Raw genomic sequence first — 21776 nt, forward strand, 5'->3', positions numbered from 1 at the left:
ATTAAAATTTTAGTCGATTTTCTTTTTTCTGCGTTTAATTTCTTCCTGTATTTCTAAGGCAGCATCGAAATCTTCATCTTTCACCGCATCTTCCAATAGTTTGGATAAATCTTCATTGGTAAGACTTGATAAATTTCCTTCAGCGATAAGATCTTCCTGGGTTTCTGCGTCTTTTGAGGGAACATCGAGCTCTAATAAGATTCCGGCCTCATTTAAAACCTGTTGCGTGGTATAAATGGGTGCATCAAAACGAACGGCCATGGCAACAGCATCTGAAGTTCGGGCATCCAGAATTAGTTCTTCGTCGGTCGTTTTGTTTTTGAAGTTAATATTGGAGAAAAATACGCCATCAATAATTTGATAAATAATGACCGATGTAATTTCAAAATGCGTAGCTACGACGAATTTTGAAAATAAATCATGGGTAAGTGGGCGCGGTGGATGAATATCTTTCTCTAAACCCAAAGAAATCGATTGCGCTTCGAAATTACCGATGACGACTGGCAGTTTGATATTGGTTTCTTCATGTTCCAACAGCAGTGCATAAGCACCAGATTGTGTTTGGCTATAGGAAATTCCGCGAATGGTTAATTTTTTATAATCCATATGACAAATATAAATGAAATTTTCTCATTACGGCTTTTGTACCATCTTTTTTGTAATAAAATGAAACAAAAATCATGAGAAATTTACAAAAAAAGTCCGAAATAAATTCCGGACTTTGCGTTTAGATTCAAAAAAAGATTTTATCCTTTTAAGGCTTTTATTTTCTGAGTTAATTCTGGAATAATTTGAAAAGCATCACCAACCACTCCATAATCTGCAGATTTGAAGAAAGGAGCTTCTGGATCGCTATTGATTACCACAATTGTTTTAGAAGAATTCACTCCGGCCAAATGCTGAATCGCGCCAGAAATACCTACGGCAATATATAAGTTGGGCGAAATTGCTTTCCCGGTTTGACCAACATGTTCAGAGTGAGGCCTCCAGCCAATATCAGAAACAGGTTTTGAACAAGCTGTTGCCGCGCCCAAAAGGTTTGCTAAATCTTCGATCATTCCCCAATTTTCCGGACCTTTCATTCCACGACCAGCGGAAACTACGATTTCAGCTTCTTTCAAATCAAGTTTGCCAGAGCTTTGCTCGTGAGAAATTACTTTGGTATCTTCGTTTGCTACTGATAGGTTTTTCACTTCTTCTGCACCGGCCACTGCATTTTCTTTAACACCAAAAGCGTTTTGAGAAACGGTTACAATTACTCCTGCGGCTTCAGCTTTTGCGTGCATCATTCCTTTACCAGAGAACGCTCTTCTTTTCACTTGAAAAGGAGAGATGCTTTCTGGAGTTTCAATTGCGTTGGTAATTAAGGAAAAACCTTTCATAATCGCCAACATAGGTGCGATTGAAGAAGCATCTGTGGTATGAGGGAATATGATAACACCGCCAGTGCCATTAGACACTTCGTTCACTGCCTGTGCGTAAGCTTTTGCACTAAAATTTTTCAGTCCTTCATCTTTAATATTAAGGACTTGGTTTGCACCATATTTATACAATAAATCTGAAGAATCTGTCGGATTAACGGATATAGCGGTCACGGTATCGCCATTTTTATCAGCGATTGATTTGGCATAAGAAACTGCCTCAAATGCTGCTTTTTTATAGATTCCGTTTATATTTTCTGCATATACGAATATTGCCATTTTAATTAATTTTAAATTTTAAATTATGAATTATAAATCAGATTGCAACTTAAATTACTTTCGCTTCTTCGTGAAGTAATCTTACCAATTCATCAAGATTGTCTGGAGCCACCATTTTCACTGCCGCTCTAGCCGGTACAGCATCAAAAGATACTGCATCTACTTTTACTTCGTTATTAATTGGCTCATTAACGGTCAAAGGTTTTGTTCTGGCAGACATAATACCACGCATATTCGGGATGATTAAATCCTTCTCATCCACCATTCCTTTCTGACCTGCAATAACTGCTGGAAGTTTTACCGAAATGGTTTCTTTACCACCTTCGATTTCGCGCACAGCAGTTGCTTCGGCACCGTTGACTTCTAAGCCAACACACGCATTAACAAAAGGTTGATTTAACAACTGGGCAACCATTCCTGGTACCGCTCCACCATTATAATCAATGGATTCTTTACCGCAAAGAATTAAATCATAACCACCACTTTGCGCGATGTTTGCAATTTCTTTAGCTACGGAAAAGCTGTCTTTTGGTTCAACATTAATTCTAATCGCATCGTTAGCACCAATCGCCAATGATTTTCTAATAACAGGTTCTGTGGAAGCATCACCAACATTAATTACTGTTACCGTTGCGCCGGCAGATTCCTGTAATTTAATTGCTTTGGTTAATCCAAATTCGTCTAAAGGGTTGATTACCCACTGAATTCCATTTTTATCAAACGCAGATTTGTCTGCCGTAAAATTAATTTTGGAGGTAGTATCTGGTACACTACTGATACAAACTAATATTTTCATGTGCTAATATTTATTGTTTTAATTTTTGCTAAGATAAATAATTATTTACTATGCATGCATAGTATTATTAAAAATTTTATATTTAATACATAATTTAACCCTTTGGTTTTAAAGGTCTAATCTCTATTTTACTTGGTAAAGTGCGAGGATTCATGTTAAAAATATCAACGATCAACTGACCGATATCTTCCGGTTGTATTTTCCAGGCATCTTTTTCAGAGGGCAGATTACCATTAAAATACGTAGAAACCGAGCCCGGCATGATGGTAGAAACTTTAATATTATACTTTCTTAAATCCAACATGGCGGCTTGTGTGAAACCAACAGCTCCGAATTTTGAAGCGTTGTAACCCGAACCATTTTCAAAAAAATTAGTTCCAGCCAAGCTCGAAATCGTGATGAAGTAACCTTCTGATTTTTTTAATTCTTCCACAGAGGCTTTCAGCGTATGGAAAATTCCGGTAAGATTGGTATCGATCATCGAGGACCATTCTTCAATTGCCAGTTCATCCACTGGTTTGAAAACGCCTAGACCCGCATTGGCAATTACGTAATCAATTTTTCCGAATTTTTTGATGATTTTAGCGATTGCATTTTTCTCATCTTCAAAATTTTTAACATCGGAACCAATACCGAAAACAGGGGTTTCCTGGGTTGACAATTGCTTTGCAACTTGCACCGCATCGTTTTGATCTCGCCCAGAAATGGCAACGGTAATCCCATGTTTATGGAGTACTTCTGCGATTCCCAAACCAATACCTTTGGTTCCGCCAGTTATATAAGCAACTTTATTTTTCATTATTAATTATTTGCTTTAAAGTTAAAAAAAGTCTGTGACTTGGGATAATTTCTTTGATTTAAAAAAGACAAGAGCTCGATTTTAAAAATCAATCAACCTAAAAATAATAATTTAAGAGCGATAAAAAAGCACCTTTAAAAAGGTGCTTTGATAATTATTTGGTATAATTTTCGAAAAACAACGGAATACTTTCAATTCCTTTATAAAAATTAAACAAGCCGTAATGTTCATTCGGTGAGTGAATTGCATCTGAATCTAAACCAAATCCCATCAATACTGATTTTGCCTTCAAAACTTCTTCAAACATGGCGGTAATCGGAATACTCCCTCCACTTCTGTACGGAAGCACTTCTTTGCCAAAAGCAGTTTCCATGGCAGTTTTCGCAGCTCGGAATTCTTTGGTATCGCTTGGCAAAACATAAGGCATCCCACCGTGATGTGGATTTACTTTTACCTTCACATTTGCAGGAGCAATTTTTTCAAAATATTTGGTGAACTTTTCTGTAATTTCATTTGGGGTTTGATAAGGAACTAAACGCATCGAGATCTTCGCAAATGCTTTGGACGGAATTACGGTTTTCGCACCTTCACCAATATAACCGCCCCAAATTCCGTTGCAATCTAAAGTCGGACGAATAGAGGTTCTTTCTAAAGTGGTATACCCTTTTTCCCCTTCTACTCCATTCAAACCGATTGATTTTTTAAAATGTTCCAGGTCGTCTTTCAATTTATTCATATCGGCTCTTTCAGCATCAGAAACCGTTTCTACATTATCGTAAAAACCATCGATGGTAATATGTCCATTTTCATCAATTAAATTGGCGATCATTCTAGAAAGTACATGAATAGGATTTGGAACTGCACCGCCATACAAGCCAGAATGTAAATCACGGTTTGGTCCTTCTACTTCGACTTCTACGTAACTCAAACCTCTTAATCCGGTTGTTACCGTTGGTTGTTCGTTCGAATAAATATGAGTATCTGATATTAAAATAACATCACAAGATAATTTTTCTTTGTTTTCATTTACGAAAGCTTCCAAACTTTTTGACCCAACTTCTTCTTCGCCTTCAAAAATAAACTTAACGTTACAAGGCAAAGTATTGGTTTTCATCATCGCTTCAAAAGCTTTGATGTGCATGAAAAACTGGCCCTTATCATCAGCAGAACCACGGGCGAAAATTGCACCTTCGGGGTGAATTTCAGTTTTCTCAATATACGGTTCGAAAGGTGGTTTTGTCCATAATTCTAATGGATCTGGCGGTTGTACATCGTAATGACCATAGACCAAAACAGTTGGTAAACTTTTATCTAAAAATTTTTGACCAAAAACAATTGGGTATCCTTTGGTTTCGCAAACTTCAACATCATCAGCGCCGGCGTCCCTAAGAAATTTTGCCACTTCATCAGCACATTTTAAAACTTCATCTTTATAGGCAGGATCTGCACTGATCGAAGCAATTTTTAACAATTCAAAAAGTTCATCAACATAACGCTGTTTGTTTTCTTGAATGTAATTTAAGGTTTCTTTCATTTTATTTTAATTGAAATTATTAAATATCGAACTTGGTAAAAATAAAAAAAATGTCTCGCCAAAGCAAGACATTTAGATGATAATAACTAAAATAGTTCTATTTCGTTTCGGTAGTAGGTGCAGCTGCTGGAGCTTTCACTTCTTGGGTACTGTCTTTTTGTACTGCGGTCGCTGGTTGATTACTGCTATTCGCACTGTCAGTTGACATCATTTCGGAGGCTTTTTTTGCCTCAGCAGCCTGAAATGCAGCGGTTGCTTCATCGCTCATTACATCATCGGTATAGTGTTCTACACCAGGCTCCATTTTCAAAACTCCCTTGTTTGAACCTGCCTGAATTTTCTGACAACTGATTGCCAAACCTGCGATTGCTACTGCTAAAATAATTTTTTTCATATCTACTTTATGATGATTAAGAATCTTTATTTTTTTTTATGCTCCAAAAGTAAGAAATAATAATACTTTCCACAAGACTTTCGTTAAAATCTAAACACTTCTTAAAATAATTTTATTTTTTTGTGTTTGGGTAAAAATTAAATACGCTTTTCCACCATCGGAAATTTTATATTTTTTTTTAATCTCATCGGGTGTTAAAGGGTAGTTTTTTGAAATGACATTATACTTTTCTCCTTTCTTAATTTGCTTAGATTCGATGTTTTCTATGTTTAAAACTCTTCCCGGAAATCTTTCGACAAGCTTATCTGAGGTATAAAAATGCGAATTTGGATGTAATTTCTTCAGATTAAATTGTTTAGAAATCGAATGAAAACCACCCGATTTTAAAACTGCATTATTCGGAATATACAAATATTGTAGCGGTTCTGAATACTCTGAAACAACAGCTTTTTCTTCTAAATAATTAAAAGAAAAAATCGTTTCATTACTTTCCAGATTGATGCAACTAATTGAAGTTTGGCCTTTTTCTGTTTCGGAATTAATGCTAACCAACAATTCCTTCACTTCATTTCTTACCGCAATAATTTGAATTTGCACACAATTCTTTACCACTGAAATCAAATAAGAAATATCGATTAATGGGGAAAGTTTAATAATAATGTGATCAGAAATATTTCGCAAATGATCTTGTATTTCTAACAAGTTTGGTGATAAATCTTCCAGCAGAAATTTTTTGTTTTTATTTTCATCTCGTCGTGCTGGATCTAGATATATTAAATCAAACTTTTCTTTATTCTTTTCTAAAAAATTCTCTAAATTTTCATTAATGAATTTCGCTTCTTTATTTAAAATATTCCAGTTATGTTCTACGGTTTTTAATAAGTCTGCATTCTGTTCTACCAAAGTAACTTCGGTGAAATTCTGACTTAAAAAATAGGCATCAATTCCAAAACCACAGGTTAAATCGATAATTTTTTTTCCCATTAAACTTTGAGCTTTAAATTCTGCTGTTGCTTGCGATGAAGCCTGTTCTAGATTCAGATGAGGAGGAAAAACAATGTCGTCTTTCAACAGAAAAGGAAACTTTTTTTGGGCAACATTCTTGCCTTTAATTTGCTGCACAATTTCCTGCATCGACACGTCTAAGAAAGGAGATTTTTTCAACAACAAAGAATGCAAATCCGTTGTTAGATTTGCATTGATGTATTGTTGAACTTTTTTATTAAGGATATTTTTCACTGTATTTTTTTTTTAAAACCACAAAAGTCACAAAAGTTTTTTTGAAGAGATTTAAATACTTTTTCATTAAAGAAGAAAAAAGCAAAATTCGTGCATTCGTGGCAAAAAACTATTCAAACATTTCAGCCAACCGAACTGCTTTAATTTCGTTTGAGGAATACAGATCTTCGGTAGACTTAGTTTTCTCTAATTTCGGATAGAGATTCACGCCGATGATTTTTATTTTTACTTCTTCGACCCAATTTTGTTCTTTGATGGCTTGGTCGTAAATTTTTTGTTGAATCCAACCAGATTTCAAAAGTTCAACATAGCCACCGCCTTCTTCCATCTCTACAAATAATTTCCAGGATTTAACAGCGAATTGTTGCGTAAGATCTTCCACATAATACGAGCCATTTCCCGCATCATCAAAAACATTAATGATACTTTCGTACGCTAAAACGATTTGCTGTTTAAAGGAAATTTCTTCGGATACGGAATTAGAATTTTCTATTTTATAATCATTGCTAAAAACGGCATCTGCTCCACCAATCATGGCGGCAGAAATTTCTAAAGTTGACCGAATTAAATTATTTTCAGCATCATTTTTTGATTTATTTCGTAAAGTGGTTTCCGCAAAAATATAGGGAACTTCGTCTAAATTAAATTCTTTTGAAAATTGGTTAAGGATCAATTTTAAGGCTCGAATTTTCGCAATTTCAAAGAAATAATTTCCGCCAACAGCAATCTTAAAAACAATCTTATTTAAAATTTCGGCTCCAAATACCTCGGTCAGTTCTTTTGTTTTTGCCAGAGCAATTGCTAATTGCTGAACGATGTTCGCTCCGGAATTTTGATGCAAAGAAATATCAACGCAAAGATTTCTTTCAAAGTTTTTAGCTAATAATTCTTTTGCTAACTGTTGATTGAGTTCACCAGTTTTATCTTCAGTAAAAATATCAATTAAAGAAAAATATCGATTATTTTCATCGATCGAAATATGTTCGGCTAAATCCTTATCGTTAACAAAAAGTACTTTCTCCTGCAAATCTTCCACATTATTATTCAATAGAAATACAAAGACATTTTCTTCTGCACTTTCATGATAAAGAGCAACAAGATGCGTAGATTCCTCTACCTTAGGAAGATTGCTCAACGGTTTGAAAACAGAATCGTAATAAGGTTTCACTACAATTCCTTCCAAATTTTCTTTAGATAAAATCTCATAGATATTTTCTGTTTTCATTTGTTTCTGAACCGCAGCTTCCCAATCTTGAAGTGATTTTTTTTTAAACATAATTGATATTATCGCCAATTGATGGCTTTTAACTGAAAAAAATATTACTTCACTGCTTTAGCGCTATCAACCACCAAAATAAAAATCTCCTCATTCGGTTTTTTCATGAAGTAATTTTCACGAGCAAATTTTTCTTTTTCGTCTTTATTATTCATTAATTTCTTGTAGAACTGATCATTTTTCTCGTATTCGGTTTGATAATAGGCGAGTTGATTTTCATATTTATTGACTTCACCATTTAATTCATTAATAACGAGGAAAGAGGTACTGTCAAAGAAAACCATCCATACCAAAAAAAGAAAAATGGTTACGAAATATTTATTCACAAAATATTTTTGTAAAAATTTATACTTCGTAGATTTCGGTTTAATTTCTTTAATGAGGTCTTCCATTTTACTGTGGTTTTTTCAGCGTATTATTAATAACGGTCGAAAGAAAATCAATAGCTACGGTATTTTGTTTCATATTCGGTACAATTAAATCTGCTTCATTTTTTGAGGGTTCGATAAACTCCTGGTGCATCGGCTTCAAGGTGGTTTGATAACGATGCAGAACTTCTTGTAAATCACGACCCCGCTCTTGGGTATCACGACGGATTCTTCTGATCAACCTTTCGTCTGAATCGGCATGTACAAATACTTTTAAATCATATTCTTTTAAAAGTTCTTTATTGGTCAAAACTAAAATTCCTTCTACAATCAAAACATTTCTAGGTTCCACCGAAACATGATCGCCCGTTCTGGAATGCGTCACAAAAGAATACAAGGGTTGCTCAATGGTCTCACCATTTTTCAAAGCTTTTACGTGTTTAATCAACAGCTCAAAATCGATGGATTTGGGATGGTCATAATTCAGAACTTCTCTTTCCTGTAACGTGAGATTCGGATTATCATGGTAGTAATTATCTTGTGAAAGAACGTTGACCCCTTCTGTATTGAGTTGCTGAAGAATTTTATTGACTACAGTTGTTTTTCCTGATCCGGTACCTCCTGCAATTCCGATTACGAGCATAGTTTTGTTTTTACAAATATAAGATTTTGTCCTAAATTTCAGAATAAAACTGTACTGAAATTCTTCGAACGATGTAATTAAGCTTTTCGCTCGATATTTAAAATATAATAAACCACCGCCACCACCCTGGCTAAAAACTCCCTCGACTGGTTTCTGTAATAACTATTATTGGATAGAACATCCTGTGCATCAAAGCCCAGTGCATTCATCCCACTATTTCTGGCGTAGAACAGTGCTCGCAAATTATGAAAACCTTGGGATACAATGATCACGTCTTTTTGATGATAGACATCAAGACAGTTTTTAATGCTGGCCTGTGTTTTATATCCTTTCGGATCTTCAATGATGATATTTTCCGGTACGCCTTCCTGATAGATAAGATAATTTTTCATGGCTGCGGGTTCGTCATAACCTTTGCTTTTTTCGCCACTTACTATAATTTTTTTAATTTTTCCATGATGATAAAGGAGTGCCGCGGCATCCATTCTGGCAGTGAAATACGGATTTGATGCGCCTGATTTCATTTTCGGAGAAGTGCCCAAAACCAGTGCAGTTTCTCGGGGTGGAATTTTAGAAATCTTGGTGTAGGTTTTTCCATTTGTCACCGCAAAAACCCAAATATTAGCCAAAATCATAAGTAGAATCCCAATTTCGATGAGATTAAAAAATGATTTTAAAAGATCTAATATTTTTTTCAAAACGTTATATTAAATCAAAATTAACTTTAATATTTTTAGTAAGAACGACCGACATGCAGGCGAGTATTTTTCCGGATGCTTCTTCTGTCTCTGTTAAATATTCGTTTTCTAACAATTCAACGTCGCCTTCCTCCAAAACACATTCGCAACTACCGCAAATCCCAGATTTACAAGAGTAAGGTACAGGGAATTTTTGTATTAATAATTGTTGGAGCAAACGCATTTTGTTGTTTTCCAACGTTGTGGAATAGGACTTATCAAAAAGTTTAAAATCAACCGAAATATTTTCAATGAGTGGAAATTCTTTTTCAATGGGATAAATATCTTCATTAAATTCCTCAAATAACTCAAAATGAATATTTTTCTTGGGAATTCCGTGCTTATAACAAGCATTCGCAATTGATTTTATCATCTCTCCTTTGCCACAAATCAACACTTCATCTACGGCATCCCAGATGGTGCTTTCTTCATCAGTATCATCCAACAACAATAATTGATTGATGATTAAGGCCACCTTTTTTTCGTTTAACCTCCCTTCAAATAAGCCATTGCCTATTTTTTCCTGGGAATAAAAGTAATGAATTTCTAATCGTTCAGCATGTTTTTTAACCAATTCATCAAGTTCTTTTTTAAAGGCGATATGTTTCTTATTTTTAATTCCGTAAAAAAGAAAAAGTCTGGTTCTAGGTTCGGTGTATAAAATATTTTTAAAATGACTTAAAACCGGAGTGATGCCAATTCCACCCGCAAACCCAACAATTGTTCGAAATTCATGTGGCTTAGAAATCAAGGTAAATCGTCCTCTGGGTTCAGAAACCTGAATTTCATCACCAACTTTAATCTCGCCAAAGAGCTTGTGCGCGAAACTCTCTTGATTATTAATTTTGATGCCTAAAGCAATGGTTTTTTCGTGAGGTGCCGAGGTCATTGAAAAGTCTTTTTCAACAATGCGATTTTCGATTTGTAATTGTAAAGTAACGTATTGGCCAGCTTCAAATTGATATTGGATTGCAAGTTTTTTCGGGATTTCGAATTCGAGTGCGTAAGTACTTTTGGTCAGTTCTTGCTTTTTCGCTAATTTTAGCGGGTGAAATTCTATTTGTCTGGCTTTAGGTAAAAGATTTTCCATAGTAATTAAGAATTCAAAAATAATAAAAATAAAATGAAAAAAATGATTTTTGGTGTAGTGTTACTGACTGCACTTTCGGCCTGTAATAAAGAAGCAAGTAAAGCCGAATCCACTGATGAACTAAGTACTGAAGTAGTTGCTACTGAAGAGGCAGAAACCCCTGCAGCAGCTGTTGTTCCCTTTAAAAAAATAGAAATGAGTCCAGATGAAATGACGAAATTTCTAGCTAAAAAAGAAAATGACACCCTGTATGTGACCAATTTCTTTGCAACTTGGTGTCCACCTTGTATTAAAGAAATCCCTCATTTCAAGCAACAAATGGCAGAATTAAAATCGCAACCTGTGAAATTTACCTTTATCAGTTTAGATAATAAAGACGATTGGGACACCAAAGTGAAAACTTTTTCAGAAGAACAAGGACTCTCTGAAAACGTAGTTTTATTAGATGGATCTCTACTAACTTCAACATTTTTCCCAGCAAATTTCAAGCAATGGGATGGCGGTTCAATTCCTTTCACCATTATGAGAAAAGGCGATAAAACCGATGAAACGGTGGGCATGATGAGTGAGCAAGCCTTAATAGATAAGATCAATTCTTTTAAATAAAATCTTTAAGAAAGTCACGAAGGGAATTGCTCCAAAAAAGCATGACTTTTGTGACTTTTTTCTATTGCCATAATGTCGAAAAGCTTTAAAATCACCGTAATATTTATCGTCATCGGAATACTGATTTCGATTGCCGTGAATTTGAATATCGGTTTTATGAATTTAAGTTTTTCAGATTTCTTCTCCTCCAATTCCGGCCATTCTCAAATTGCACAACTCAGAATTAATCGAGTTTTGGTAATGATGTTGGCAGGAATTTCCATTCCGACCTCAGGATTTTTATTGCAGGAATATTTTCAAAATCCTTTGGCTGGGCCATCGGTTTTGGGAATTACATCAGTGGCAAGTTTAAGTGTTGCTTTTTATATTTTTTTTTCCAAAGATGTAATCCTTCCTGAATTTTTACAAAACAGTTTTTTAAGCTTTTCTGCAATTGCCGGAAGCTTAGGTTTAATGTTTATTTTATTGGCTTTTTCAGGTCGTTTTCAAGATAAATCATTTCTAATTATTTTCGGATTTTTGATTTCAGCGTTAGCTGGCGCGGTGGTTTCGATCTTGCAATTCTATGCAGAAAATCAAAGTTTAAAAAATTATATTCTGTGGAGTTTCGGAGCGAATAGTCAGGTTTCCACCAATCAAGTTATGGTCTTAAGTGGATTTGTATTGATTGGTTTACTACTGAGTTTTAAAACCATCAAACCTTTAATTGGAAATTCTTTAGGAACCGCTTATGCTCAAAGTTTAGGAGTCAATTTAAAGCAGCTAAAGTTTTTTATCATTATCGCTTCTTCACTGCTATCTGCTTCTGTAACTGCTTTTTTAGGTCCCATTTTATTCATCGGAATCGTAGTTCCCCATTTTTGCAGAATGCTCTTTAATCCAGCAAAATTATGGCAACAATGGATTTTGAATATGCTGCTAGGGATTTTAATCATGGAATTTTTCTCGATCCTATCTGAATCGACACAGTTTCCTTTAAATGTGATTACCTCCTTATTTGGAATTCCTGTGATTTTGACGATGATGTTATCAAAAAACAAATGATAAATTTGTGCGAATAGTAAATCGCGAAGGCGCAAAGTTTATTTTTTCTGTGAGATTATAAGCCGCAAGGAATTCAATACATTGAATTTTAAAAATTTATAAAAATAATACAACGTCATATGAATGAAAATGAATGATCGAAAATCGTTTTTGAAGCAGGATTAAAAATCCATAAAAAATTGGACCCGCTATTAAAAAACAAAAATCACTCCCAATAAAGTACGAAGAATTAGTGATTGATTATGTTTATAAATTGAATATCACTGTAGAAAACAAACTGATACTTGAAATTAAAGCGGTAGATTTCATTAATCCATACCATCAAGACCAATTATTAACCTACTTAAAAATGACTACTTGTAAATTGGGACTGCTAATTAATTTTCAAAATGACAATTTTAAAAGTGGCGTAACCAGAATTGTAAATGTTTTATAAAATAATTTTTATAGACTATCCATTCGCGGGCGGCGTACCTTGTGCCTTAAAAAGGAGTACATTTAATTTTTTGTGTCGTTGCATTTAACGAAATTAGAATGTTTTTAGAATTAAAAAATACAACAATTGGTTATCAAACTCCTTTAATTAAAGAAGTTAATACTGGTCTGGCACTAGGCGAGATCTGCCTTTTAATCGGAAATAATGGAGTGGGAAAAACCACGTTACTCAAGAGCATTCTTCATCAGGTTAAATTATTGCAAGGTGAAATTTTGTTGAATGGTAAAACGACGGCGAACTTTTCACCAAAAGAGTTGGCACAACGAGTAGCGGTGGTTTTTTCAAAATCTAAAATTCCTTCAAATTATACGGTGCGGGATCTAATCTCCTTCGGCAAATACATTCATTATCCTTACTATTTTGAACTGAATGATGCCGATCAAAAAGAAGTTGAAGAAATTATTGAAAGTCTGAACCTATCGAAATACAGGGATTTTCAGTTGCACCAATTATCGGACGGAAATCTGCAAAAAGCGTTCATTGGTCGAGCCTTAGCGCAAAATTCGCCAATGATTATTCTAGATGAACCGACCACCCATCTGGATGAAGAAAACAAAATTATCATTCTGAAACTCTTGCGCAGTTTAGCAAAAACCCACGATAAATTGGTGCTATTTTCATCACATGACTGGCGGCTAGCAAAAGAGTTTGCCGATAAAATTTGGCTGATCAACAATGAAATCCTCGAAGCGGGAATTACGGAAGAGATATTGCTAAAACATGATGAATTGCTTAATCCAAGGTTGTTTGATTTTGATGCGGCATTTATCGCACCTCAAATCGTCGCGCCTGAATTACATAAAGAAATGCTCTACTCTTTTCTTCAAAAAAACTTCCAAAAAGATCTCTCTTCATACAAATTTGAGTTTAAAGATGCAATTTGGGTGATTTCCACAAGAGATATTCAACAAAAATGTGATTCTTTTACCAAAATTGCACTATATCTGCAAAACCTTCATTAAAACCTTATTTTATAGGCATTTACAAAGTCCTATGCATGCATAGTATTATGCTTTTCATATCTTTTAAAGCGCTGAAATTCAAGTATTAACAAAAATTTAACAAAATAAATATACTATGCATGCATAATATTATTTATATTTGACAGAACCACCTTAAATGCTTGATATGAACAAATCACACCACGAAAAAGTAGAGAATGTAGATCTCATCTTGAAATCTACCTGGCTTGCAGTTTCAAAAATGTATTCAGAATTAGCACAAGATCATGATGCCACTGCTGTTCAAGCGTTGACCCTCTTGAAAATAGACCCTAAAGAAGGCACCAGAAGTACAAACCTAGGGCCTAAAATGGCAATTGAGCCAACTTCTTTAACAAGAATCATTAAACTCTTGGAAGACAATGGCTATATCTATAAAGAAAAAACCACCAGCGACAAACGAGAGGTGATTATTAAACTTACAGAAAAAGGGATTAATTCCAGAAATCTGTCAAAAGAAGTAGTAGTTAACTTCAATAAAAAAGTCATAGAAAAAATACCTGCAGAAAAAATGGAGGTTTTCAAAGAAGTTATGACAGACATTTTGAAAATCGCCAACGAATTAAATAATAAAAAATAAAAAATATGAAACGAAGAATTAAACACGTTACGGTTCTCGGTTCAGGAATTATGGGTTCCGGTATCGCAGCACATTTTGCCAATATTGGTGTAGAAGTGCTTTTGCTGGATATCGTTCCTTTTGAATTGACTGAAGCGGAACAGAAAAAAGGGTTGTCCAAAGAAGACAAAATCGTAAGGAACAGAATTGCAACAGAGAATTTTGCAAAACTGAAAAAAGCAAGTCCAGCACTTTTATACACCCCGAAATTTGCAGATAGAATTACCGTTGGAAACTTTGATGATGATTTAGAGAAAATCAAAAAAACAGATTGGATCATTGAGGTTGTCGTTGAAAGACTCGACATTAAAAAATCTGTTTATGAAAAGATCGAACAGCACAGAAAACCAGGAACTTTAGTTTCATCCAATACTTCTGGAATTCCTATTCACTTTTTAATTGAAGGAAGAAGCGATGATTTCAAAAAATATTTTGCAGGAACGCATTTCTTTAATCCGGTAAGATATTTACCGCTTTTAGAGGTGATTCCTACGCCAGAAACTGATCCAGAAATTATTCAATTTTATATGGATTATGGAGCGAAATTTTTGGGAAAAACTACGGTTTTAGCAAAAGATACTCCAGCATTTATCGCCAACAGAATTGGGGTATTCTCCATGATGAACTTGCTTCATGAAGTGAAAAGTTTAGGATTAAATGTTTCTGATATTGATAAGTTAACCGGTCCAGTGATCGGTCGTCCGAAATCTGCAACTTTTAGAACTGCAGATGTTGTTGGTTTAGATACTTTGGTAATGGTTGCGGATGGCGTAAGAAACAGTAAAATGGAAGCCAATGATTTCAATGATGTTTTCAAATTGCCAGATTACGTTCAGAAAATGGTGGACAACAAATGGTTGGGTTCCAAAACTGAACAAGGTTTCTACAAAAAAATTAAAAACGCAGAAGGAAAATCTGAAATTCAAGGTTTGAATTTGGATACTTTGGAGTATGAACTTCAAGGTAAAACAGAATTCCCTACTCTAGCATTAACAAAAAATATCGATAAACCGATTGACCGTTTCAAGGTTTTGGTTGGTGGAAAAGATAAAGCCGGAGAACTATATAGAAAATCTCTCGGTGCATTATTCGCTTATGTTTCGCATAAAGTTCCAGAAATTTCTGATGAAGTTTACAAAATCGATGATGCGATGAGAGCAGGTTTCGGTTGGGAAAATGGACCTTTCGAAATTTGGGATGCCGTTGGTGTTCAAAAAGGAATTGACTTGGCAAAAGAATCCGGTTACGAAGTTTCGGATTGGGTGAAAAATGTAGAATCTTTTTATAAAGTAAACGAGGAAGGTCAAAGCATTTATTTCGATAAAAATTCTGGAAACTACAACAATATTCCAGGTCAGGAAGCATTTATCATTCTTGATAATATTAGAAAAAACAAAACACTTTGGAGCAATTCCGGTTCTGCAATTCAGGATTTGGGAGGTGGAATTATCAATTTTGAAATCCGTTCCAAAATGAATTCTTTGGGTGGCGAAGTTTTAGATGGTCTGAATAGAGCCATCGACTTGGCCGAAAAAGATTACGACGGTTTGGTGATCGGAAATCAAGGTGCGAATTTCTCTGTTGGAGCAAATTTAGCCATGATCCTAATGATGGCGATCGACCAAGATTGGGACGATTTGAATATGGCAATTGCCTATTTCCAAAAATCAATGATGCGGGTTCGTTATTCTTCAATCCCAGTAATTGTCGCTCCACACGGAATGACTTTAGGTGGTGGTTGCGAAATGACGATGCATGCAGATCGAGTTGTTGCAGCCGCAGAAACCTATATTGGATTGGTAGAAACTGGTGTTGGTGTAATTCCTGGAGGTGGTGGAACCAAAGAAATGGCGTTGAGAGTTTCTCGTGAATTCCACAAAGATGACGTAAAAAATAACCGATTGCGAGATATGTTTATGAACATCGCCATGGGAAAAGTTGCCACTTCTGCGTATGAAGCGTACGATATGGGAATTTTGGAAGAGCATAAAGACATCGTGGTAGTGAATAAAAACCGCCAGATCAAAACTGCAAAAATGTTGGCTTTAAGTTTAGCAGAACACGGTTACACACAACCTATCGAACAAGAAGTAAAAGTTTTGGGAAGAGACGCACTCGGAATGTTCTTGGTTGGAACCGATCAAATGCTCACCGGAAAATACATTTCTGAACATGATAAATTAATCGCAGACAAACTCGCAAACGTTTTGGTAGGTGGAAATTTATCCGAACCAACCGTTGTTACAGAACAATATTTATTGAATCTGGAAAGAGAAACTTTCTTGCAATTGTGCGGTGAGCGAAAAACTTTGGAGCGTATTCAACACATGTTGACGAAAGGAAAACCACTTCGTAATTAGACTTGAGACGAAGAGATATTAGACTAAGAGACAAAAAATCACATTATTAAAATCAACAATTATGCATAATATTAAAAAGTTAAAAATCTGGAACGATTCTATAGATTTATGTGTTGACGTTTACGAAGCATTAGCAAAGATGCCAAATGATGAAAGATATGGTTTGTCTTCACAGATAAAGAGATCGGCAGTTTCGATACCTTCAAATATTGCAGAAGGAGCAAGAAGAGATACCAATCCACAGTTTAATCAATTTCTTAATATCGCTTTTGGTTCCTCATACGAACTGCAAACTCAATTGATTATCTCGGAAAGATTGAAATTTATTTCCAAAGAAGCAAATGAACCAATCTTAAATAAATTGGATGAAATTCAAAAAATGATTTACATTTTTAAAGAAAATGTAAAGAAAAATAATTAACAGGACAAGAGTCTCAAATCTCATGTCTAAAAATCTATAATCTATTATGAAACAAGCATATATAATAAAAGGGTTCAGAACCGCCGTTGGTAAAGCACCAAAAGGTTCACTTCGATTTACTCGTCCTGACGTCATGGCAGCAACCGTAATTGAAAAATTAATGGAAACCGTTCCACAATTGGACAAAAACAGAATCGATGATTTAATCGTTGGAAACGCAATGCCAGAAGCAGAACAAGGCTTAAATGTGGCACGTTTAATTTCTTTGATGGGATTAAACACCGACCAAGTTCCTGGAGTTACGGTGAACAGATATTGCGCATCTGGATCTGAAGCGATCGCAATTGCATCAGCAAAAATTCAAACAGGAATGGCAGACTGCATTATCGCAGGAGGAACAGAATCCATGTCCTACATTCCTATGGGAGGTTACAAACCAGTTCCAGAAAGCGATATGGCGAAATCCAATCCCGACTACTATTGGGGAATGGGTTATACTGCAGAAGAAGTAGCCAATCAGTTTAAGATTTCTCGCGAAGAGCAAGATCAATTCGCTTTTGAATCACATCACAAAGCATTGAAAGCGAACGAATCTGGAACTTTTAAAAATCAAATTGTTCCAATTCCTGTAGAGTACAATTATTTGGACGAAAACCAAAAAATGCAAACCAAGAAATACGATTTTTCTGTGGATGAAGGTCCAAGAGCAGGAACTTCCATTGAAGCATTAGCAAAATTACGTCCAGTCTTTGCAAATGGCGGATCTGTAACTGCAGGAAATTCCTCCCAGATGAGTGATGGCGCTGCTTTCGTAATCGTAATGAGCGAAGAAATGGTGAAAGAATTAGGATTGGAACCAGAAGCAAGATTGGTTGCTTATGCTGCTGCAGGTGTAGAACCGAGAATTATGGGAATGGGTCCACTCTACGCAGTTCCAAAAGCATTGAAGCAAGCCGGAATGAAATTAGAAGACATAGAACTCATCGAATTGAATGAAGCATTCGCTTCCCAATCTGTGGCTTTGAAAAAAGAATTACATCTAAATCCAGATATTTTAAACGTCAACGGTGGCGCGATTGCGCTCGGACATCCACTGGGTTGTACCGGCACAAAATTAACCGTTCAACTCCTGGACGAAATGCGAAAACGCGGCAACAAATACGGAATGGTAACAATGTGCGTAGGAACGGGACAAGGAGCGGCTAGTATATTTGAACTACTCTAAAATTTTAGATTTTAAATTATAAATTTTAGATGATATGAGTTACAAAGAAGACAATTTAATTCAGATTAAAACATTTGATTTTGCATTGAGTATTATTAAATTTTACATGGAATGCAAATCTCAGAATGAATATATTTTATCTAAACAAATTCTTCGAAGTGGAACTTCAATTGGAGCCAATGTAGAAGAAGCAATTGCAGCTCAGTCTAAAAGAGATTTTATTTCAAAGCTTTCTATTGCTAATAAAGAAGCTAGAGAAACAAAATATTGGTTGAGGCTTTTCAGCTCTTCAAATTTGGTCCAAATTGACATAGAATCTTATTTAAAGGAGATTGAAAGCATCATTAATATCTTAACTAAAATCATCAAGACATCATCTGAAAATTTATAACAGCGAATCTTAAAGCACAATAATTTTAGATTTTAAATTGTAAACTTTAGATGTCAACCAATTTAGAAATAAAGAGCTATAAAAAATTAATTTATAACAACATCAAAAATTTACAAACGCGAATCTAATTTAAAATCTATAATCTATAATCTAAAATTTAAAATAATGACCAATACACTAAAAGGCGGCGAATTCATCATCAAAGATATTCCTGCAGCAGAAATTTTCAGTCTTGAAGAACTGACCGAAGAGCAAAAAATGCTCCGTGAATCCATCCATGATTTTATGGAAAGAGAAGTGATTCCAAAGCGTGAGCGTTACGAAAGTAAAGATTATGCCTTAACCGAAGCTACCATGCGTCAATTGGGCGAAATGGGAATTTTGGGAATCGCAGTTCCAGAAGCCTACGGCGGACTTGGAATGGGCTTCGTAAGCACCATGTTGGCCTGTGATATCGTTTCCGGTGGAAATGGTTCCCTGGCGACTGCATACGGCGCACATACCGGAATTGGTACGCTTCCAATTTTATTATACGGAAGTGAAGAACTCAAACAAAAATACCTGCCTGCCTTAGCGACCGGTGAAAAATTCGGAGCCTACTGTTTGACAGAGCCTGATGCAGGTTCCGATGCGAACTCCGGAAAAACCAGAGCAGTACTTTCTGAAGATGGTAAATATTACATCATCAACGGACAGAAAATGTGGATTTCTAATGCAGGTTTTGCAGACACTTTCACGCTTTTTGCAAGAATTGAAGACGATAAAAACATCACCGGTTTCGTGATCAACCGCTCTGAACTGGAAGATCCGGCAAGCATGACGATGGGTGAAGAAGAACACAAATTGGGAATTCGCTCCTCTTCTACCCGTCAGGTTTTCTTTAATGATATGAAGATTCCCGTTGAAAATTTGTTGGGCGAAAGAAACAACGGTTTCAAAATCGCTTTGAACGCTTTGAATGCTGGTCGTATTAAATTAGCCGCTGCAAACATTGATGGACAAAGAAGAATTACTTCGCTTGCCATCAACTATGCGAACGAAAGAAAACAATTTGGCGTTTCTATTTCTACTTTTGGCGCAATTCGTAAGAAAATTGCAGAAATGACAACTGGAATTTTCGTGTCAGAATCAGGGTCTTACCGTGCTGCAAAAAATGTAGAAGATAAAGTAAATGAATTGGTTGCAGCAGGTTCTACGCACGAACAAGCAGAATTGAAAGCACTGGAAGAATATGCAGTAGAATGTTCTATATTAAAGGTTTACGTTTCCGATCTTACACAGCATATTGCAGATGAAGGAATCCAAATCTACGGTGGAATGGGATTCTCTGAAGATGCACCTATGGAAGCAGCGTGGCGAGACGCCAGAATTGGCAGAATCTACGAAGGAACCAACGAAATCAACCGACTTTTAGCCGTTGGAATGTTGATCAAGAAAACCATGAAAGGCGAACTTGATTTGTTGAAACCAGCCATGGCAATCGGAAAAGAACTGATGGGAATTCCTTCTTTTGAAGTTCCAGATTTTTCAGAATATATGTCTGAAGAAAAAGCCCTCCTTCATAACTTGAAGAAAGTATTCTTGATGGTTGCAGGAGCCGCACTTCAAAAATACATGATGGAAATTGAAAAACAGCAGCATCTCCTTTTGAACGCTTCCGAAATTCTGAACCAAATTTACATGGCAGAATCTGCAATTTTACGTGCAGAAAAACATTTCTCCGCAGATTCTGTAGAAGCAGCAATGGCGCAACTCAACCTTTACAAAGCCGTGGAAGCAATTACCACAGCCGCAAAAGAAGGAATTGTATCCTTTGCAGAAGGCGACGAACAACGCATGATGCTTTCTGGTTTACGCAGATTTACAAAATACACCAATATGCCAAATGTAGTGGCGCTGACTGAAAAAGTGGCGGCGCATTTTATGGAGAAAGGAGCGTACTAAAATCATTGCGAGGAAGTCATTAAGTTCGTCATTGCGAGGAACGAAGCAATCTTTCTCTTTTAAATATTGAACGCCTCAAGAAATTGGGGCGTTTTTTTATACATGCCTGCAAGTCGGAAACTTTGCGACCCACTGCCGTGTGGTCACCCGCCACCCACCTCCCAAACGGCGATGACCACCTTACCCAAGCACCCTACCCACCTTAGGTAAGCACCCCCTACACCTTCATTTTTGAAAAAACCACCTTACCCAAGCACCCTAGCCTCCTTGTATAAGCACCCCACCCACCTCAAAAAGGGCGATAACCTGCTTCAAGAGGTGGTTTTCTCATGATTTGACCAATTTTTTAAATTTTTTAGCATAAAAAATGCCCCGCAAATTGCGGGGCCCCCTTAAAAATAATGATGTTTGGGAAAAACAATCACTATCCATTTTCTGTTGGTCTATTTTTCTTTGCACGGGGCAAGAAGAATTGTTTCAGTTCGTCTCGTTTGGTTTCAAAACCAGGCTTGTGTGCCCCCGCTTTGTAGTTGCAATATGCGTAATCATCTAGTGCGGCTTGGTAATTATCATAATCGTGCAAGATTTTTGTATTTTTCAACAGCAAGGCAATTGCATCAATTCGGTAGGTGATGCCTTCATAAAAGCTGCGGCTGTCCTTATCTTTCTCAAATTCTTCCCAATCCACATCCGGTGACGAAAGTTCTGGGCTATTATGTCTGTAGTCCCAATCTTTATTGATAAAGAGTTTGTGCTGTTCGTTTACACTGCCATACAATTGGCGCTCTTGCGGCGTAAGCGTGACCGATAAATCACTGAGTTCATTTTCCAAACTGCTTATTGCTGTTTGGATGGCGTTTTTTTTTGCCGCTGTGAGGTGAAAATTATTTAAGTTGTTAATAGGCATGGCACTCTGGTTTTAAAATTATTACGATAAAATTAATAACAAAAACGAAATAAAACAATCGTGAAAACACCCATTTTTCAGGGGACGGTCTTAAAAGAAACTCCTCGCTATAACCATGCGTTCCTTTCAATACGGATTGGTAGCATCTGATCATTAATTCGAGCCTCAAACAAGCCACAGCACTTT

The 21776-nt window shown here is 35.9% G+C and carries 23 protein-coding genes; 10 read left to right on the forward strand and 13 right to left on the reverse strand.

Features of this window, described 5'->3' with window-relative positions:
* Positions 1 to 9: 9 nt before the first annotated feature.
* The 12 genes from QWY78_RS12800 to QWY78_RS12855 all read right to left on the reverse strand — a co-directional run bounded on the left by QWY78_RS12800 (position 10) and on the right by QWY78_RS12855 (position 10576).
* Positions 10 to 606, reverse strand: a complete 597-nt coding sequence (locus QWY78_RS12800) for a bifunctional nuclease family protein (RefSeq protein WP_290220435.1) — start codon at positions 604 to 606, stop codon at positions 10 to 12.
* 140 nt (positions 607 to 746) lie between these two features.
* Positions 747 to 1700, reverse strand: a complete 954-nt coding sequence (locus QWY78_RS12805; protein WP_290220437.1) for an electron transfer flavoprotein subunit alpha/FixB family protein — start codon at positions 1698 to 1700, stop codon at positions 747 to 749.
* A 49-nt stretch (positions 1701 to 1749) separates the two neighbouring features.
* Positions 1750 to 2496, reverse strand: coding sequence for an electron transfer flavoprotein subunit beta/FixA family protein (locus QWY78_RS12810; RefSeq protein WP_290220439.1), 747 nt, complete (start codon positions 2494 to 2496; stop codon positions 1750 to 1752).
* Positions 2497 to 2590: 94 nt separating this feature from the next.
* Positions 2591 to 3295, reverse strand: coding sequence for an SDR family oxidoreductase (locus tag QWY78_RS12815; RefSeq protein ID WP_290220441.1), 705 nt, complete (start codon positions 3293 to 3295; stop codon positions 2591 to 2593).
* Between the two features lie 154 nt (positions 3296 to 3449).
* Positions 3450 to 4829: a dipeptidase gene (locus QWY78_RS12820; RefSeq protein WP_290220442.1), complete on the reverse strand. Its 1380-nt coding sequence runs from the start codon at positions 4827 to 4829 to the stop codon at positions 3450 to 3452.
* A gap of 97 nt (positions 4830 to 4926) precedes the next feature.
* Positions 4927 to 5223: a hypothetical protein gene (locus tag QWY78_RS12825; RefSeq protein WP_290220444.1), complete on the reverse strand. Its 297-nt coding sequence runs from the start codon at positions 5221 to 5223 to the stop codon at positions 4927 to 4929.
* Positions 5224 to 5313: 90 nt separating this feature from the next.
* Positions 5314 to 6462 (reverse strand): class I SAM-dependent methyltransferase, encoded by a 1149-nt coding sequence (locus tag QWY78_RS12830; RefSeq protein ID WP_290220446.1) that lies wholly within the window; start codon positions 6460 to 6462, stop codon positions 5314 to 5316.
* 109 nt (positions 6463 to 6571) lie between these two features.
* Positions 6572 to 7738, reverse strand: a complete 1167-nt coding sequence (locus QWY78_RS12835) for a methylmalonyl-CoA mutase family protein (RefSeq protein WP_290220448.1) — start codon at positions 7736 to 7738, stop codon at positions 6572 to 6574.
* 44 nt (positions 7739 to 7782) lie between these two features.
* Complete coding sequence (locus tag QWY78_RS12840; protein WP_290220449.1) at positions 7783 to 8130, reverse strand: FtsB family cell division protein; 348 nt, start codon at positions 8128 to 8130, stop codon at positions 7783 to 7785.
* A 1-nt stretch (position 8131) separates the two neighbouring features.
* Positions 8132 to 8767 carry a uridine kinase gene (gene udk, locus QWY78_RS12845; RefSeq protein WP_353960535.1) on the reverse strand — a complete coding sequence of 212 codons (636 nt, stop codon included), beginning with the start codon at positions 8765 to 8767 and terminating at the stop codon, positions 8132 to 8134.
* Positions 8768 to 8826: 59 nt separating this feature from the next.
* Positions 8827 to 9384, reverse strand: coding sequence for a SanA/YdcF family protein (locus QWY78_RS12850; protein ID WP_290220550.1), 558 nt, complete (start codon positions 9382 to 9384; stop codon positions 8827 to 8829).
* Between the two features lie 67 nt (positions 9385 to 9451).
* The gene (locus QWY78_RS12855; RefSeq protein ID WP_290220453.1) at positions 9452 to 10576 is read right to left on the reverse strand and encodes a flavin reductase family protein; all 1125 of its coding nucleotides are present in this window, start codon (positions 10574 to 10576) and stop codon (positions 9452 to 9454) included.
* 33 nt (positions 10577 to 10609) lie between these two features.
* On the opposite strand from QWY78_RS12855, the gene QWY78_RS12860 reads away from it, so the two are divergent.
* From QWY78_RS12860 to QWY78_RS12905, 10 genes are all read left to right on the forward strand, one after another.
* Entirely contained in the window at positions 10610 to 11182 is a 573-nt protein-coding gene (locus QWY78_RS12860; RefSeq protein ID WP_290220455.1) for a TlpA disulfide reductase family protein, read from the forward strand.
* A 72-nt stretch (positions 11183 to 11254) separates the two neighbouring features.
* On the forward strand, positions 11255 to 12226 hold the full coding sequence (locus QWY78_RS12865) for an iron chelate uptake ABC transporter family permease subunit (protein WP_290220457.1): 972 nt from the start codon (positions 11255 to 11257) through the stop codon (positions 12224 to 12226).
* A gap of 232 nt (positions 12227 to 12458) precedes the next feature.
* Positions 12459 to 12662, forward strand: coding sequence for a GxxExxY protein (locus QWY78_RS12870; RefSeq protein WP_290220459.1), 204 nt, complete (start codon positions 12459 to 12461; stop codon positions 12660 to 12662).
* A gap of 98 nt (positions 12663 to 12760) precedes the next feature.
* Positions 12761 to 13684 (forward strand): ABC transporter ATP-binding protein, encoded by a 924-nt coding sequence (locus tag QWY78_RS12875; RefSeq protein ID WP_290220461.1) that lies wholly within the window; start codon positions 12761 to 12763, stop codon positions 13682 to 13684.
* Between the two features lie 166 nt (positions 13685 to 13850).
* On the forward strand, positions 13851 to 14303 hold the full coding sequence (locus QWY78_RS12880) for a MarR family winged helix-turn-helix transcriptional regulator (protein WP_290220463.1): 453 nt from the start codon (positions 13851 to 13853) through the stop codon (positions 14301 to 14303).
* A 5-nt stretch (positions 14304 to 14308) separates the two neighbouring features.
* Positions 14309 to 16702 (forward strand): 3-hydroxyacyl-CoA dehydrogenase/enoyl-CoA hydratase family protein, encoded by a 2394-nt coding sequence (locus QWY78_RS12885; protein ID WP_290220465.1) that lies wholly within the window; start codon positions 14309 to 14311, stop codon positions 16700 to 16702.
* 61 nt (positions 16703 to 16763) lie between these two features.
* Complete coding sequence (locus tag QWY78_RS12890) at positions 16764 to 17123, forward strand: four helix bundle protein (protein ID WP_290220468.1); 360 nt, start codon at positions 16764 to 16766, stop codon at positions 17121 to 17123.
* 46 nt (positions 17124 to 17169) lie between these two features.
* Entirely contained in the window at positions 17170 to 18348 is a 1179-nt protein-coding gene (locus QWY78_RS12895; protein WP_290220470.1) for a thiolase family protein, read from the forward strand.
* A 34-nt stretch (positions 18349 to 18382) separates the two neighbouring features.
* On the forward strand, positions 18383 to 18739 hold the full coding sequence (locus tag QWY78_RS12900; protein ID WP_290220472.1) for a four helix bundle protein: 357 nt from the start codon (positions 18383 to 18385) through the stop codon (positions 18737 to 18739).
* 165 nt (positions 18740 to 18904) lie between these two features.
* Positions 18905 to 20683 carry an acyl-CoA dehydrogenase FadE gene (locus QWY78_RS12905; protein ID WP_290220474.1) on the forward strand — a complete coding sequence of 593 codons (1779 nt, stop codon included), beginning with the start codon at positions 18905 to 18907 and terminating at the stop codon, positions 20681 to 20683.
* A 424-nt stretch (positions 20684 to 21107) separates the two neighbouring features.
* Here QWY78_RS12905 and QWY78_RS12910 read toward each other — a convergent pair whose 3' ends face one another.
* The gene (locus QWY78_RS12910; protein ID WP_290220476.1) at positions 21108 to 21590 is read right to left on the reverse strand and encodes a hypothetical protein; all 483 of its coding nucleotides are present in this window, start codon (positions 21588 to 21590) and stop codon (positions 21108 to 21110) included.
* Positions 21591 to 21776: the final 186 nt, after the last annotated feature.

The sequence above is a fragment of the Kaistella yonginensis genome, from assembly GCF_030409525.1.
Lineage (GTDB): Bacteria > Bacteroidota > Bacteroidia > Flavobacteriales > Weeksellaceae > Kaistella > Kaistella yonginensis.

Coding starts and splice junctions, on each gene's coding strand:
- QWY78_RS12880 (WP_290220463.1), top strand. CDS start 13,851: ATGAACAAATCACACCACGAAAAAGTAGAGAATGTAGATCTCATCTTG.
- QWY78_RS12800 (WP_290220435.1), bottom strand. CDS start 606: ATGGATTATAAAAAATTAACCATTCGCGGAATTTCCTATAGCCAAACA.
- QWY78_RS12900 (WP_290220472.1), top strand. CDS start 18,383: ATGAGTTACAAAGAAGACAATTTAATTCAGATTAAAACATTTGATTTT.
- QWY78_RS12910 (WP_290220476.1), bottom strand. CDS start 21,590: ATGCCTATTAACAACTTAAATAATTTTCACCTCACAGCGGCAAAAAAA.
- QWY78_RS12825 (WP_290220444.1), bottom strand. CDS start 5,223: ATGAAAAAAATTATTTTAGCAGTAGCAATCGCAGGTTTGGCAATCAGT.
- QWY78_RS12815 (WP_290220441.1), bottom strand. CDS start 3,295: ATGAAAAATAAAGTTGCTTATATAACTGGCGGAACCAAAGGTATTGGT.
- QWY78_RS12805 (WP_290220437.1), bottom strand. CDS start 1,700: ATGGCAATATTCGTATATGCAGAAAATATAAACGGAATCTATAAAAAA.
- QWY78_RS12835 (WP_290220448.1), bottom strand. CDS start 7,738: ATGTTTAAAAAAAAATCACTTCAAGATTGGGAAGCTGCGGTTCAGAAA.
- QWY78_RS12865 (WP_290220457.1), top strand. CDS start 11,255: ATGTCGAAAAGCTTTAAAATCACCGTAATATTTATCGTCATCGGAATA.
- QWY78_RS12840 (WP_290220449.1), bottom strand. CDS start 8,130: ATGGAAGACCTCATTAAAGAAATTAAACCGAAATCTACGAAGTATAAA.
- QWY78_RS12850 (WP_290220550.1), bottom strand. CDS start 9,384: ATGATTTTGGCTAATATTTGGGTTTTTGCGGTGACAAATGGAAAAACC.
- QWY78_RS12895 (WP_290220470.1), top strand. CDS start 17,170: ATGAAACAAGCATATATAATAAAAGGGTTCAGAACCGCCGTTGGTAAA.
- QWY78_RS12855 (WP_290220453.1), bottom strand. CDS start 10,576: ATGGAAAATCTTTTACCTAAAGCCAGACAAATAGAATTTCACCCGCTA.
- QWY78_RS12905 (WP_290220474.1), top strand. CDS start 18,905: ATGACCAATACACTAAAAGGCGGCGAATTCATCATCAAAGATATTCCT.
- QWY78_RS12860 (WP_290220455.1), top strand. CDS start 10,610: ATGAAAAAAATGATTTTTGGTGTAGTGTTACTGACTGCACTTTCGGCC.
- QWY78_RS12810 (WP_290220439.1), bottom strand. CDS start 2,496: ATGAAAATATTAGTTTGTATCAGTAGTGTACCAGATACTACCTCCAAA.
- QWY78_RS12875 (WP_290220461.1), top strand. CDS start 12,761: ATGTTTTTAGAATTAAAAAATACAACAATTGGTTATCAAACTCCTTTA.
- QWY78_RS12890 (WP_290220468.1), top strand. CDS start 16,764: ATGCATAATATTAAAAAGTTAAAAATCTGGAACGATTCTATAGATTTA.
- QWY78_RS12820 (WP_290220442.1), bottom strand. CDS start 4,829: ATGAAAGAAACCTTAAATTACATTCAAGAAAACAAACAGCGTTATGTT.
- QWY78_RS12885 (WP_290220465.1), top strand. CDS start 14,309: ATGAAACGAAGAATTAAACACGTTACGGTTCTCGGTTCAGGAATTATG.